The 13,135-nt window shown below is 46.9% G+C and carries 15 protein-coding genes and 1 pseudogene; 8 read left to right on the forward strand and 8 right to left on the reverse strand.

All coding sequences use genetic code 11. The features are described from left to right. From C7R94_RS24015 to C7R94_RS30105, 7 genes and pseudogenes are all read left to right on the forward strand, one after another. A partial coding sequence (locus tag C7R94_RS24015; RefSeq protein ID WP_369835024.1) for a YcdB/YcdC domain-containing protein occupies positions 1 to 827 on the forward strand: 827 nt, incomplete at its 5' end. Positions 828 to 867: 40 nt separating this feature from the next. After that, positions 868 to 1,077: pseudogene (locus tag C7R94_RS31050) on the forward strand (RNA polymerase sigma factor); the annotation flags it as partial. 305 nt (positions 1,078 to 1,382) lie between these two features. After that, the gene (locus tag C7R94_RS24025) at positions 1,383 to 3,002 is read left to right on the forward strand and encodes a YcdB/YcdC domain-containing protein (protein WP_106785243.1); all 1,620 of its coding nucleotides are present in this window, start codon (positions 1,383 to 1,385) and stop codon (positions 3,000 to 3,002) included. 16 nt (positions 3,003 to 3,018) lie between these two features. Then, entirely contained in the window at positions 3,019 to 3,561 is a 543-nt protein-coding gene (locus C7R94_RS24030) for an RNA polymerase sigma factor (RefSeq protein WP_106785244.1), read from the forward strand. Then, positions 3,542 to 4,999 carry a hypothetical protein gene (locus tag C7R94_RS24035; RefSeq protein ID WP_106785245.1) on the forward strand — a complete coding sequence of 486 codons (1,458 nt, stop codon included), beginning with the start codon at positions 3,542 to 3,544 and terminating at the stop codon, positions 4,997 to 4,999. Before C7R94_RS24030 ends, C7R94_RS24035 begins: the two co-directional genes overlap by 20 nt. Positions 5,000 to 5,110: 111 nt before the next feature. Then, a complete protein-coding gene (locus C7R94_RS24040) occupies positions 5,111 to 5,266 on the forward strand; it encodes a helix-turn-helix domain-containing protein (protein WP_233220652.1) in 156 nt (51 codons plus the stop codon). Further along, positions 5,266 to 5,421: a hypothetical protein gene (locus C7R94_RS30105; RefSeq protein WP_158264707.1), complete on the forward strand. Its 156-nt coding sequence runs from the start codon at positions 5,266 to 5,268 to the stop codon at positions 5,419 to 5,421. The genes C7R94_RS24040 and C7R94_RS30105 overlap by 1 nt, the downstream gene beginning before the upstream one ends. 280 nt (positions 5,422 to 5,701) lie before the next feature. Here the strand turns inward: C7R94_RS30105 and C7R94_RS24045 are convergent, their stop codons facing one another. The 4 genes from C7R94_RS24045 to C7R94_RS24060 all read right to left on the reverse strand — a co-directional run bounded on the left by C7R94_RS24045 (position 5,702) and on the right by C7R94_RS24060 (position 8,982). Then, positions 5,702 to 6,379 carry a GNAT family N-acetyltransferase gene (locus C7R94_RS24045; protein ID WP_106785246.1) on the reverse strand — a complete coding sequence of 226 codons (678 nt, stop codon included), beginning with the start codon at positions 6,377 to 6,379 and terminating at the stop codon, positions 5,702 to 5,704. Positions 6,380 to 6,641: 262 nt separating this feature from the next. Further along, positions 6,642 to 7,649, reverse strand: a complete 1,008-nt coding sequence (locus tag C7R94_RS24050; RefSeq protein WP_106785247.1) for an inorganic phosphate transporter — start codon at positions 7,647 to 7,649, stop codon at positions 6,642 to 6,644. A gap of 18 nt (positions 7,650 to 7,667) precedes the next feature. After that, entirely contained in the window at positions 7,668 to 8,285 is a 618-nt protein-coding gene (locus tag C7R94_RS24055; protein ID WP_106785248.1) for a DUF47 domain-containing protein, read from the reverse strand. An 82-nt stretch (positions 8,286 to 8,367) separates the two neighbouring features. Beyond that, on the reverse strand, positions 8,368 to 8,982 hold the full coding sequence (locus C7R94_RS24060) for a LysE/ArgO family amino acid transporter (protein WP_106785249.1): 615 nt from the start codon (positions 8,980 to 8,982) through the stop codon (positions 8,368 to 8,370). 146 nt (positions 8,983 to 9,128) lie between these two features. Here C7R94_RS24060 and C7R94_RS24065 point away from each other — a divergent pair, with 146 nt between their 5' ends. Continuing rightward, positions 9,129 to 10,580 (forward strand): aminotransferase-like domain-containing protein, encoded by a 1,452-nt coding sequence (locus C7R94_RS24065; RefSeq protein WP_106785250.1) that lies wholly within the window; start codon positions 9,129 to 9,131, stop codon positions 10,578 to 10,580. 42 nt (positions 10,581 to 10,622) lie between these two features. On the opposite strand, the gene C7R94_RS24070 is transcribed toward C7R94_RS24065, so the two are convergent. From C7R94_RS24070 to proC, 4 genes are all read right to left on the reverse strand, one after another. Beyond that, a complete protein-coding gene (locus C7R94_RS24070) occupies positions 10,623 to 10,955 on the reverse strand; it encodes a spore coat protein (protein WP_106785251.1) in 333 nt (110 codons plus the stop codon). Between the two features lie 13 nt (positions 10,956 to 10,968). Continuing rightward, entirely contained in the window at positions 10,969 to 11,295 is a 327-nt protein-coding gene (locus C7R94_RS24075) for a ferritin-like domain-containing protein (RefSeq protein ID WP_106785252.1), read from the reverse strand. Between the two features lie 108 nt (positions 11,296 to 11,403). After that, positions 11,404 to 12,210 carry a hypothetical protein gene (locus tag C7R94_RS24080; RefSeq protein ID WP_106785253.1) on the reverse strand — a complete coding sequence of 269 codons (807 nt, stop codon included), beginning with the start codon at positions 12,208 to 12,210 and terminating at the stop codon, positions 11,404 to 11,406. A gap of 78 nt (positions 12,211 to 12,288) precedes the next feature. Then, positions 12,289 to 13,131, reverse strand: coding sequence for a pyrroline-5-carboxylate reductase (gene proC, locus C7R94_RS24085; RefSeq protein WP_106785254.1), 843 nt, complete (start codon positions 13,129 to 13,131; stop codon positions 12,289 to 12,291). Positions 13,132 to 13,135 lie beyond the last annotated feature (4 nt).

Genomic DNA, 13,135 nt, shown 5'->3' on the forward strand with positions numbered 1-13,135 from the left:
TTATCGATGCCAAAACAGGCAAGGAAGTTCCTGAATATGAAGGTTCGGGGAGTGCATATAATCCCATTGTCAGAGTGAATCCTGTCGGTAAGGAAGTAACCGTAAAGACGACAGAGGAAGCAACAGCTATGTTCGCTGCTTTTGGGATCGAGAGCAAAGCTAAAAAAATAAAAGAAGGCATTTCTGAAGATACGAAAGGTAAGAAATATACACATGAAATCAATAAAGACTTTGATGCTGAAATTGAAACGGAGGAAGAAACAGGACGATTCATGAGCTACCGTGTGGTTGACAAGAGAAAGAAAGAAATAAAATTCCCTAAAGAAGATCCAAACGGAAAGAAATGGCTAACGCCAGAAGAATCGATGAAACTAGCTATTGCTGCGCTGGAAAAGTACGGACCAAAGCATTTAAAAGAAGTGATGCCGATTGGGACAGCAGAGTTTCAACAGAGAGGCGCTGAGCAGGGCTTCAAGTTTGTAAATGTGCACGAAGGGATTCCCGTTCTGGATGATGAGATTTTTATCAGAATAGACCGTATCACGGGAGAGGTGGTAGGTCTGCATATGGAGGATGTATCTTGGGAACCACTCATTCTGCCTGACCCCAAAAAGGCTGTATCACATGAGCAGGCACTAAAGGAATACTTGAAAGTGCGTCCACTGGAGCTGCAATATCTCACACCGGATGCCGATATTTTGTCGGATAACCCAAGTTATCAACCCATTCTGGTGTACAGAACAGCCATATCTCTAGACCACCGAGAAATTGATGCCCTAACCGGCAAATTTACTACTACAGGTGAAATTTATTACAATCCGTACTAAGACAGGAGGCTAACCCGTGCAGGAGGATATTGAGTAGCGGATCAGCGCGATCTATCATGCTCACTATCAGGACGTTTACTACTTTCTGCTCCATTTTTCCGGCAACCAGAATGATGCCGAGGACTTGACGCAGGAGGTTTTTACGAGAGTGTTAAAAGGGCTCGCCGGATTTGATGGCAGATTCACTCTGAAAACATGGCTCTTCTCCATTGCCAAGCATGCGGCGATCGACCAGCATCGCAAGCAGAAGCAAGCGATCCAAAAGCAAACGCCCCATTATCGTCTGGTTCTGATACCAGTGACGAGACATGTTGCTCTCAGCTCCTTTGAGGACAATAGCTTGGGAAGTTACTATTATCCTGTTCTCGGAGTGAAGGGGATAAACACTTTTTCCCTATTCGATTGAAGAAGGGGTGGAAAAACATATCTATCCCTGTAATACAAAATAAAAAGACTGTTGATAATTGATTCAACAGCCTTTTTATTTTGTATTTTTTGTAACCTTTTGCTATTTCTTACGATTAATTAATGTTGAAAAAAGACGGGAGGATGTAAATGGTGAAAAAGCTGAATAAAGTGATTTTTTCGGTAACAACTGCAACGCTACTTGCTACTACGCCAATCCATCTGACGAATAATGGTCAAGTGCTGGCGGAGGAGAGCAAGGCAAAGGAGCTTGCGCCTGAATGGAAAGTGAAGGTAGAGCTTGCAATCCAAAAGGTAAAGGAAACGCTTCCATATTTAGCCGATTTTTCTTACAGTACGCTTGAGATTAAAGAAAATAATGATGGAACGAATCGTATAACCATCATCTTGCAAACGTCCAAGGAGAAGAAGACGCCGTCTTTTGAATTCGGTTTGGATAAACAAGGGAATCCCGATTGGTTTAGCTACGACGAGGAATTTCCCGAAGAAGGAAGGCCGAAGATTGAGCATGACAAGGTAGTCAGCAAAGCAACAGATTTTATGAAGCAATGGTACGGAGCAGATATGGGTGGCTTCAAATATAACCCTAATTATTCGGATCAAAATGAAGCTTTGTTTACGAAACAGGTAAACGGTCTTCCATATTTGAATGTGAATGTTAATCTAACCGTAAACAGCAAGGGGGAAGTCATATCGAAAGGGTCAGGCTTATATAATCTTGGGGGCGATGATGCACCAGCCCTCGAAGATTTGAAGTTTGCTGATCCTAAGGAAGCCATATCCAAGGATCAGGCGGAAAAAGCCTTCGCCAAACACCTGAAGCTCTTTTATTTGAAACAGCCAGTAGAGAGATGGGACGAGAAAACGAAGGAATACTTGTATGGCTCTCCTACCTTACGCTACAAATCGGAATTCTCGGAATTTATCGATGCCAAAACAGGCGAGGAAGTTCCTGATTATGAAGGTTCGGGGAGTGCTTATAATCCTATTGTCAGAGTGAATCCTGTCGGTAAGGAAGTAACCGTAAAGACGACAGAGGAAGCAGCAGCTATGTTCGCTGCTTTTGGGATCGAGAGCAAAGCTGAAAAAATAAAAGAAGGCATTTCTGAAGATACGAAAGGTAAGGAATATTCACATGAAATCAATAAAGACTTGGATGCTATAATTGTAACGGAGGAAGAAACAGGACGATTCATAAGCTACGGTATGGTTGACAAGAAAAAGAAAGAAAGAGAATACCCTGAAGAAGATCCAAACGGAAAGAAATGGCTAACGCCAGAAGAATCGATGAAAATAGCTATTACTGCGCTGGAAAAGTACGGACCAAAGCATGTAAAAGAAGTGATGCCGATTGGGACAGCAGAGTTTCGACAGAGAGGCGCTGAGCAGGGCTTCAAGTTTGTAAATGTGCACGAAGGGATTCCTGTTCTGGATGATGTGATTTCTATCAGACTAGACCGTATCACGGGAGCGGTGATAGGTCTGCATATGTATGATGTATCTTGGGAACCACTCATTCTGCCTGACCCCAAAAAGGCTGTATCACATGAGCAGGCGCTAAAGGAATACTTGAAAGTGCGTCCACTGGAGCTGCAATATTTCACATCGGCTGCCGATATTTTGTCGGATAACCCAAGTTATCAACCCATTCTGGTGTACAGAACAGCCATATCTCTAGACCACCAAGAAATGGATGCCCTAACCGGCAAATTTACTACTGCAGCTGAATTTCATAAAAGTCCGTACTAAGACAGGAGGCTAACCCGTGCAGGAGGATATCGAGCAGCGGATTAGCGCGATCTATCATGCTCACTATCAGGACGTTTACTACTTTCTGCTCCATTTTACCGGCAACCAGAATGATGCCGAGGATTTGACGCAGGAGGTTTTTACGAGAGTGTTAAAAGGGATCGCCGGATTTGATGGCAGAGTCGCCCTCAAAACATGGCTGTTCTCCATCGCCAAGCATGCGGCGATCGACCAGCATCGCAAGCAGAAGATCAAGTCCTTTTTCTCAGAAAACTTGCTGATGAAGCTGGCGACCAAGGAAGGGAGTCCGGAAAACGTCCTGACCAAAAGGGAAAACGCTCGTGAGCTGAAGCAAGCGATCCAAAAGCTAGCGCCCCATTATCGTCTGGTTCTGATTTTGCGCTGTATCGAGGAATACAGCGTCAAGGAGACGGCAGAAATCCTGGGTGTATCGGAATCCAAGGTGAAAGTAAACACCCATCGGGCATTAAAGCTGGTCAAAGAAATGATGGATGATACGGAGGAAGGGGGCTTTCTAAATGAGTGGGCTAGAGGATGAGAAGCTGACGGTCCAACTGCGCGGGTTAAGAAGGCAAGACCCACCACCTCGTCAGGAATTTGTCACCTATTTGGATCAGACGCTGGTTAAACAGGCAAGGCAGATGAAGCAGAGGAAAAAAGTGGGCCGTATCTTGTCGATGACAGGAGGTGCAGCTGCGGCTGTCGTACTGGCTCTCTTGGTAGCTGTGCCTGACGGAAAAGAAGCACCAGTTGGGACCAGCAGTGTACGCACGGAGCAGCGTGCAGAGAATGCGCCTTCACTGGCAAAAGAGAAGGACATACCGGAGCAAAGGAATATTCCTCCTGTTGCCGAGCAGCGGAAAATAAGCCAGGTGAAAGAACAGCCCAAACAGAGAGAACAGAGTGTCATTACGCAATCACAATCGCTCCCAGAAAGCCAAGCACTGCCAAAAACGGCAACTACGGCAAGCAATACGTCAACGCTGTCTGTGGAGCAATATATGAAGCAGAAATTAGGCGATAAGAGTAAGCAATATCAACTCGCTTCTAACCATCTGGAAAAAGATACGGCTGTTTTTCAACGCGTGATTAACGGTATACCGTTCGCCGATAGTGTCGTGAAGGTTCCTTTGGAGTCAGATGGATCACCAGCGGGTATGGTCATTGAGGAGAATCTCGATGCAGAAGCGAATCTCTCCATATTCCCCAACCCGGAAAAGGCAATTTCCAAAGAGGAAGCAGTACAAAGGCTGACAGCCAGTTTGAAACAAGAAGAAGTAGCGACTTTTGCAGGCTATATCAACGCATTGAACGGGGAAGTCCTCGATCGTCGCTTTCAGAGCGTAGCAGCAACTGGTAGCTATAGCCTCATCCCGATTCAGGCACAAGGTAAGCTGCTCATGGCCAACTCAGATGAGGAGATAGCCACTCTGATCCAAAAAGAGTTCGGTGTAGGTATCGAAGAGGTTAACCGTCCATTATCAACAGAAGAACACGACTCGTACATGGAATATACGTGGAAAATGACAGATGCTACTTATCTCACTGCGAGGTTTGCCAAGAAATCCGGTCAACTGCTGGCGTATCGGATGAGAACAAATACGGAGTCACATACTTCCCCGGAGCTGTCCCAAGTAGAAGCAGCCCAAATCGGTGCCAAAAAACTAGCGTACTATTTGCCAAGACAAATCACACAGCTTGCAATGGAGGGCGCGGCGGTGGAAGACTCAGCAATCAGGCTAGACTTCATTGCCATTACACAAGGAGCATTAGCGGAGAGTCACAAGTATAAGGTTTGGGTGGATAGCACCAGCAGACAGGTAGTAGGCCTGGAAGGGAATTTTTCAGAGATAGGTGAGTCATCTACAGAGTCTAACAAGGGGAATAGTCCCTCACTGGAACTGCTTTATGTTTGGCCGGAATTAAACGGAAAACGGACGCCAGCACCCTATCTGGTGTACCAGGTGAAACAATAAAACGACCGGGCTGCCTATTTGTTCAAGACCATCTCAACTTTTTGAGTGGTCTTGTTTTTTGTGTGAGTAGAAGCAATTTAATACCATTTTCAAAAACAGTCACAAAAGCTGATAGCTTCCTATTGGGGAGATGAAAGTCAGGGAGGCAGGCGCAAATATTATCAGGTGACTGTGGAGGGGAGAGAGGCGTATGAAAAAGCGCTGGCATCTTGGAAGGTCGCCAAAGAATTGATTGACCAGCTCATCGAAAGGCGGGACGAAGTGTGATGGAGAGTTTACAGCACCCATGTCGATCAATTGTTTCAAAAACAAGAGAAAGTAAACAAATCGAAAAGCTCGAATGGGAAGTATGGCGCAATTTGGAGGCAAAGGTCGCCGACTTGGTTGCAGATGTAGGGGAAGGTGAAGTCATTGCGAAATAAAATTATAGTGGCGGGCAAGTGTGCAAGACAAGTTGTGAAATGCCCAATTTGTTGAAAAGGGAATGATGGAAATAGAGAGTATAAAGTGAAACAGGTAAACCGTGGTGGTGAAAAGCTTGTGGTCAAAATAGAAGAGGGCTCAGCAGCCTCTGAGCAAAATGTCTAATCAGTATGTGAATGGTTGTCTTATATTTGTGAACACGGGCCGCGTGTGATAAGGCCGTAACGGTAAGTTTTAAGGCCATCCTTTCCGGAATGGCCTTTCATTTTGATGTAAACCTTAATATATCGAAATATCCGTTCCAAAAAGGTGAAGACGAAGGCGTTTTGCAATGGACAGCGAAGAATAATTATCCCATGATGTACTATATAAAGGAATCCTTTGAGACCGTCTTATCGCTTGGGCCCATGAGGACGTTACGTGCATCGCATATCCTTTTCCTCTATAATCTTTCAATGTCTCGACACCGGCCTCTGCAGCCTTATCGCTACTTCTTGCGCTAAAACAGACAGATACGGCCATGTTGTTTTCCGTCACCATAAAACAAGGTTCTCGAAACTTCAGTTCCGATAAAAGGGTAGGAAACCCTGGTTCCAAGCAGTGTTTATTCTCTTCAGTGACCAAGGTGGCGTCTGTGTAATCCTTTACGGTTTCATGAAATGTAAAAGCCGGCCCCATCCATAAGCCTCTAATTTCTCTGTCTTTCTCCAACGCATGAATAACATTAGGCAGTTGCTCGGTTGAATCACCCTGATTCAGGGATTGCTTGATGTCGTGGATTATGCGATTTGGTACGTCGCTGTGAAATCTTAGAATTCTGCCAGCAACGGTCTGTCCCCAAAAAAATCGAGGAGCAGGCTGGTTCGTTGGCTCGTTAATCGTTGTGATACGTCCAGTATGATCATGAATATAGAGTACTCTTGCTTGAATGCTCATTAGTTCTAAATGGTTGTACAAAGGCTTACCTCCTCTATTGATCACTCACCCTTTCCCTGTACAATTTAATTATCATCAAAGATCACTCGCTCTCGGTATAATCTGTATTCAAGATATCATCTATCAGAAGCAGTTTGAACGGTCTTCTTTACGTTTCAACAAATAAACTTGCCGTCATTTGAGATACGGTTCTCCGCGCTTGATCTTAAACGAATCTCCCGTAAGTTGAATAGCTGGGCATAAAACAAAAAAGGGGCGAGACAGTTGCTCGTCCCCCTTGCTTTTAGATAAATACATGTAGCAACAAATAGATGGCTGCAGCGAGCAAGGCAGAGATCGGCAGCGTAATAAACCAGGTGATCACGATGCGTTTGGCAACGCCCCAATTGACGCTTTTCAGCCGTTTGGCTGCACCGACCCCCATGATTCCGGAAGAGATGACATGGGTAGAACTGACAGGCAACCCTAACTGCGTAAAGGTAAAAATGATCGAAGACGAGGTGAGGTCGGCAGTGGCCCCATTGATTGGTTCAATCTTGGTGATTTTGCCCCCGACCGTCTTGATAATTTTCCAGCCCCCGACAGAGGTTCCCAAGCCCATCGCAAGCGCACAAATGAACTGCACCCAGAAAGGAATCGTGCTCGTATCTGCATGCAGGTCAGCGGCTACGAGAGCGAACACGATAATGCCCATGGCTTTTTGTGCGTCATTCGTTCCATGTGTAAAGGATTGCAGGGCCGCCGTGAAAATCTGAAAGAAGCGAAAACCCCGATTGACCTTGGTAGGGGGAATCATGATCCGACTGAAAATGAAATAAACCAATTTCATCATGAGGTAAGCGGCAACCAGCGCGATAACAGGCGACATAATAAGCGCCTGAAAGATTTTTAAAAAACCGGCCCAGTTGATTTGCGCACTTCCGGCGGAAGCAAGGACTGCACCAACGAGTGAGCCGATGAGAGCGTGAGACGAACTGCTGGGGATACCGTACCACCACGTAATCAAATTCCAAAGGATCGCAGCCAAGAGAGCAGCCATGACCACAAGCACACCGAATTCGAGCTTGGCTGGGTCGGCGATATCTCCACCGATCGTTTTGGCGACTCCAGTAAATGTCAGGGCACCGATAAAGTTCATGATAGCTGCCAGACCAATGGCAATTTTAGGTGGGAGAGCTTTGGTGGACACAGTGGTTGCGATGGCATTGGCAGTGTCGTGAAACCCGTTGATGAAATCAAAGGAAACAGCCAAAATGATAACGGCAATAACAAGGGGAAGGCTCGTTTGCATGAAAGTAGGTCTCCTTGTTTAAGTGTTGCCCATGATCACGGATTCCATCGCATCCGCGACATCCTCGCAATGATCCATGACATCCTCGAGCACTTCGTAAACCTCTTTGAGCTGCATAATGTGAATCGGATCGCTCGAGGTCTTGAATAATTGCCGGATGCTCTCCCGCACCAATTCATCCCCTTCGCTTTCCAAATCGTTAATGCGGATGATGTACTCCTTCATAGCGGACAACTTCTGCTTTTGGAGCAGTTCGATGGCGAGAAGAATTTGCTTGGTAGCTTCTTCGATGAGTTGACCGAACCGCACCATCGTTTGATCTGGTTCCATGATGTCGTATATATAGAGCCGCGAAGCACAAAACTCCAATCCGTCTAGCACATCATCCAGCTTGACGGCAAGGTCCAGAACGTCCTCACGCTCGATGGCGGTAATAAACGTCTTGTTGATTTGCACGATGATTTCATGGATGAGCTTGTCGCCTTTTGTTTCGTACTCTTTCATTTCCGAAGAAAAGGTTTTGACAGTCTCTAGTGAAGTAACTTTGTATTCATTAAAATAGATCGCCGTCTGATGCACATTTTTCGCAATCTCATACAAGTCATCCAAGAGTGCATCCGATTTGGTAAAAAGCATTGAACAAACCTCCACTTCGAAAACCCGAATAGGAGTATTTTGAGTGGAGGAGGTTGGGATTATGCACTTTTTCACGAACTCTTTACGAGATGAGTAGTTGGGCTGCCATATAGACGGCCACTCCCCACATAATCACAGCTGAAACTATGTTGAGGCCGCGCTGTAACTTTCCAGAACGGTCCAAGCGTCCTGCCGTACGACCAGCTACGGAAAGTCCGAAAAACCAGAAGCAGGATACGAGGATGCAGGCAACCGTAAAACCCCATTTTTCTGTTCCGGTATAGCTGAGTGAACTGGTGCCGATCACCCCGATCGTGTCTAGAATCGCATGCGGGTTCAACAAAGAGACAGAGGCAGCAAACATGATTTGTTTTTTGGCCGAAAAGCGCTCCTTCTCTCCATCCTCCGTATTGGGACGGCTACGCCACGTTAAATATCCCATGTACACTAAAAAGAAAAAGCCGACGACATATAGAATCGTTTTTAACCATGTGACTGTCAATACGACCAAAGAGACTCCCAATACCGCTAATAAAATAAGCAGGGTATCACAGAGTGCCGCAGTCAGTACGACGGGCATGGCGCGAAGTAATGTAGGTTGTAGAGCCCCCTGATTAAAAACAAAAACATTTTGTGCGCCGAGCGGTAAAATAAGTCCAAAAGCAAGCACAAAGCCGTGCAAAATCGCTTCCAGCATGATCGTTTCCTCCCCGTTTCTCTCTCAATGCAAAGGCCATTTGCATTACTGTCATTATTCACGGTTGTGAATTCGTTGTCTCCAGCCAATTGGTTTACATCCAAACCAACCAATTTTACAATGATAAGACGAGGAGGAATGTGCCTGTGCTGACGATAGACTGGAAGCCTGACAAGTCATCTGACATACCGATCTACGCGCAGATTGTGGCATATATCAAGGGGAAAATTGCAGGCGGAGAGTGGCCAATCAATAGTAAATTGCCAACACAAAGAGCGTTGGCGCAAACCTTTGATGTAAATCGCAGCACGGTGGTGACGGCGTTGGAAGAGCTAAAAGCGGATGGCTTCATTGAAGCAACAGTAGGCAGTGGCTCCGTCGTCAGCAACAACACGTGGTCCTTATTGACGACCACACCGCCACCGAATTGGCTAGGCTACGTTCAGGCAGGAGCGCATCTCCCCAATTCGCCGACGATTCAGGATATCAATCGTTATGAGCCAGACCCGAGGTATATTCGTTTGGGGACAGGTGAGCTGGCGCCAAGCTTGATTCCTGTTGCGGAGATGGAAGAGGTCATGGCTAGCTTGCAGGGCAAAATGACTCATCTCGGTTATTCGGAGCCAAAAGGGCTGTTGCCTTTGCGTCAGGCGATCAGCAATCATTTGCGGAGCAGAGGGATCGAAGCTTCACCAGCGTCTATTTTGGTCGTTTCGGGGGCCCTTCAAGCCTTGCAGTTGATATCGATTGGCATCCTTCACCGTGGATCTGCCATCTTGCTCGAACAACCTTCGTATTTATTCTCTCTGCCTTTGTTTCAATCATCGGGAATGCGTCTGGTTGGTGTACCGATGGATGAGGAAGGAATCTCTCCCCAAGTGCTGACGAGACAAAAACAGGCGCATAACGCGGCACTACTCTATACGATTTCGGCTTTCCACAATCCGACGGGGATTAGCCTGTCAGAGAACCGAAGGGAGCAAGTGCTGGCCGCATGCGAGCGGGAGAGACTGCCTGTGTTGGAAGACGATGTTTATGGAGAATTGTGGTTAGATGAACAGGGGCCATTGCCTTTGAAGGCGAGAGATCAGAGCGGGTTGGTCTTGTATTTGGGCAGCTTGTCCAAAACGCTTAGTCCTGGACTGCGGATCGGCTGGATTGTAGGGCCAGAGCCTGTCATTGAGCGTCTCGCGGATGTGAAAATGCAGACAGATTACGGAGCGAGTGCTATTTCACAATGGGTAGCGACAGAATGGCTCACAAGCGATAGATACTCCCGGCATCTGGATCAGCTGAGAACCGCGTTGCGACACAGAAGGGACAAGATGTGCGAATGTCTTACTCGCTGGTTTGGCGATCTGGCAGATTGGCGTATTCCACATGGCGGTTTTTATATTTGGCTCCGTCTGCATCAGGCATTTTCGATGCGCAAGCTTTTTACGGAAGCATTGGCAAAAGGGGTCCTGTTAAATCCAGGCTTTGTATATGATCAGACAGATAGTCATCATCTTCGTTTGTCCTACGTGTACGCAGAGGAAGCCGACATGGAAAAGTCTCTTTTTATATTATCGCAGCTCCTGCGTGGCAGGGATTCATGAAAAGAAGAAGACACCTGCTTGCGTCAGGTGTCTTCAACTACTTTAGTGATAGGGGAATTGCGTTGAGTACCCGCTATACTGTTGATAAGCTTGCTGCAGTTGTTGCTGTTCGGCAGCTTCTAGCTTATACCATCCCTTTTGGAACATGAGATTGAAAGCATCGCGGGCTGATTGATGGGTTTCATTCAAAATTTGCAGCATGTCATCATAAAGCTGCTGATGGCTGGCTTCACGAACGGCTACGTTAAAATTATCTGTCAAATATTTGCAGGTAGCCAAACAATCGTTGAGATAATCACGATCGTTCATTTGCGGACCTTTTACTTGTGGCAGTTGACCGGATTGCGGATTGGCGATCTGGTTTTGGTTTGGCATCCCGATTCCTCCCTTATTGCATTTGATGTTGCGGTTGGGATTGCTGTTGCTGTTGCTGGGACTGTATCTGCGGAATGGTCGCCATCACTGCGGTGTTGTTGTTTTGCAGGTGACTGAGCAGTTTTTGGTAGTGTCGCTGGTGCATTTGGCCTTGCTGTTCCAGACATTGCTTGACCTGGGGATCAGTAGCTTGCTGTGCGAAAGCATGCAGTTTTTTGAAAGCGATCAGTTCCCATGACAAAGCATCCTTGAGATAGCTCAAGTCCTTTGTTGAAATGACCTTAGGCGGTTCGGGAATGGGAGCTTGTGTAAAGGGCTTGGAAGACAGGATGGATGGCATCGGGTTGCTCCTTTCAGATGGAATCATGTATAGGATGAGCATCAAGTCAGGATGTAACCCCTGAGGATTGCAGCCAAAAAAAATCCGGTCACAAAGGACCGGATCGGATTAGGTTAGCTCCAGCGAAGAAACGACGATGTCGATGCTGGCGGGAGCGATATTGAGACAATATTGAGCTTCTTTGTACAATGTAGATTGAAGGGCATAGATAAGTGCTGGAATATTTGTCATGTAAGGCAGTTGAAGAGCAATCGAAACCTGAAACCGGGGTAAATCCTCAAAGCTGGAGACGATTTTGACCACATGCTGGACCTCGTCAAACTGGTTGCAGGCTGCTTCCACGATTTTTCGCAATACATGAGGATGAATTACGATGCGTCCGCCTGAAAACGGAGGATGAACCACAGTTGTTTCCCCAATGACTTCTTTTTTCGAGCTGAAAATCTGTTGGGCTGAAGAGATGAGCCGCTGGAGGAAATCTTTTTCTACCTCCACGCGCGGAATCGGTATCGTGTGCTTGCCCATTGTTTCCCGCACGTAGCGTGCAGCCTCGATTTCCTGCGGTGGCTTGATGGATTCAATTGGGATGAAGTCCACCTGAAAAGGCAAATGCAGCGCTTCGACGATCCGACCAATCATCCGCTGCGAAGTTCCTAACACGAGCAGTCGACTTGGTTGAATCTCGCCAAGACTTCGCCGTACTTCTTCAGCGTGCTCCTTATAATGAAAAATAGCTCGTTTTACCGCCTGGATTTTTGTCTTTTCATATTTGGCAGAGGTTCCGGCCACCTTGCGTCCTTGGTAAATCAGGATGCCATCATCAATAATGGCGTCGATGTTCATTCGGTGAGCAAGTTCTAATGCACTGGTGCTTTTTCCTGTTCCACTGGTGCCGTACAAGGCGTAAATTTCCATGGGACCTCCTTCGTCATTTTTCTCGACTATGCTTGATCTTTTCTATTATACATGACAAGGAGGGGGGACAAAACGACTTTACTGGTATTGTGCCCCCATCTCCCGCGATCTTTCCGCGGCACGCAGGATGGCTGCCGTGACGGCCTCCTGAAATTGATAGGCTTCCAATATTTCCAGCCCTGCCTGTGTCGTTCCACCCGGACTCGTTACTTTTTGGCGGAGAATAGAAGGCTCTTCGCGTGTATCGAGGAGCATATGTGCCGCGCCAATCACGGTTTGCAGCGTTAATTGACGTGCCATTTCCCGATCCAGCCCCGCTGTGGCACCTGCCCCCATCATGGCTTCTACCAAATAGTAAATATAAGCAGGACCACTTCCAGACAACCCAGTGATGATGTCCAGCTCTTCCTCGGCGACTTCATATACGGTGCCAATTGCTTCGAAAAGTTTGGTGGCCAGCTCGCGATGCTCTTCCTGTACAAAAGGATTCGCGGACAGTCCTGTAGCTGACAAACCAACCGCAGACGATGTATTGGGCATCGTGCGGATAATCGGGCACTCTGCACCGAGCCACTCTCCGATCAAGCTGGTAGAGACGCCAGCAACTACTGAAATGATCAATTGGTCGGAACGAACGACCCCACGCAAATCCTGCAAAGCCTCTGCTGCATCCTTTGGCTTGATGGCCAAAATCAAAATATCGGAAGAGCGGACTACCTCAAATTTGTCTTGAGTAGCAGTTACCCCGTAATCATTTGCCAACTGTTCCAAACGCTCCATATTGTTGCGGTTCGTGACGGAAATACGCTCAGAAGGGAGTAAGCCTTTCTTTACGATGCCGGAAAGCATAGCCTCTACGATCGAGCCTGCACCGAGAAAACCGATCCGCCCCTCTGTAATCGCTGTTGCTTGGTTATTCATGGTG

Source organism: Brevibacillus sp. NRRL NRS-603 (assembly GCF_003013445.1).
Taxonomy (GTDB): domain Bacteria; phylum Bacillota; class Bacilli; order Brevibacillales; family Brevibacillaceae; genus Brevibacillus; species Brevibacillus formosus.

Excerpts from the sequence above, each read along its gene's own strand:
- C7R94_RS24025 (WP_106785243.1), top strand. The coding sequence starts at position 1,383 with ATGGTGAAAAAGCTGAATAAAGTGATTTTTTCGGTAACAACTGCAACG.
- C7R94_RS24075 (WP_106785252.1), bottom strand. The coding sequence starts at position 11,295 with ATGCCATCCATCCTGTCTTCCAAGCCCTTTACACAAGCTCCCATTCCC.
- C7R94_RS24060 (WP_106785249.1), bottom strand. The coding sequence starts at position 8,982 with ATGCTGGAAGCGATTTTGCACGGCTTTGTGCTTGCTTTTGGACTTATT.
- C7R94_RS24050 (WP_106785247.1), bottom strand. The coding sequence starts at position 7,649 with ATGCAAACGAGCCTTCCCCTTGTTATTGCCGTTATCATTTTGGCTGTT.
- C7R94_RS24055 (WP_106785248.1), bottom strand. The coding sequence starts at position 8,285 with ATGCTTTTTACCAAATCGGATGCACTCTTGGATGACTTGTATGAGATT.
- C7R94_RS24080 (WP_106785253.1), bottom strand. The coding sequence starts at position 12,210 with ATGGAAATTTACGCCTTGTACGGCACCAGTGGAACAGGAAAAAGCACC.
- proC (WP_106785254.1), bottom strand. The coding sequence starts at position 13,131 with ATGAATAACCAAGCAACAGCGATTACAGAGGGGCGGATCGGTTTTCTC.
- C7R94_RS24035 (WP_106785245.1), top strand. The coding sequence starts at position 3,542 with ATGAGTGGGCTAGAGGATGAGAAGCTGACGGTCCAACTGCGCGGGTTA.
- C7R94_RS24070 (WP_106785251.1), bottom strand. The coding sequence starts at position 10,955 with ATGCCAAACCAAAACCAGATCGCCAATCCGCAATCCGGTCAACTGCCA.
- C7R94_RS30105 (WP_158264707.1), top strand. The coding sequence starts at position 5,266 with ATGGAGAGTTTACAGCACCCATGTCGATCAATTGTTTCAAAAACAAGA.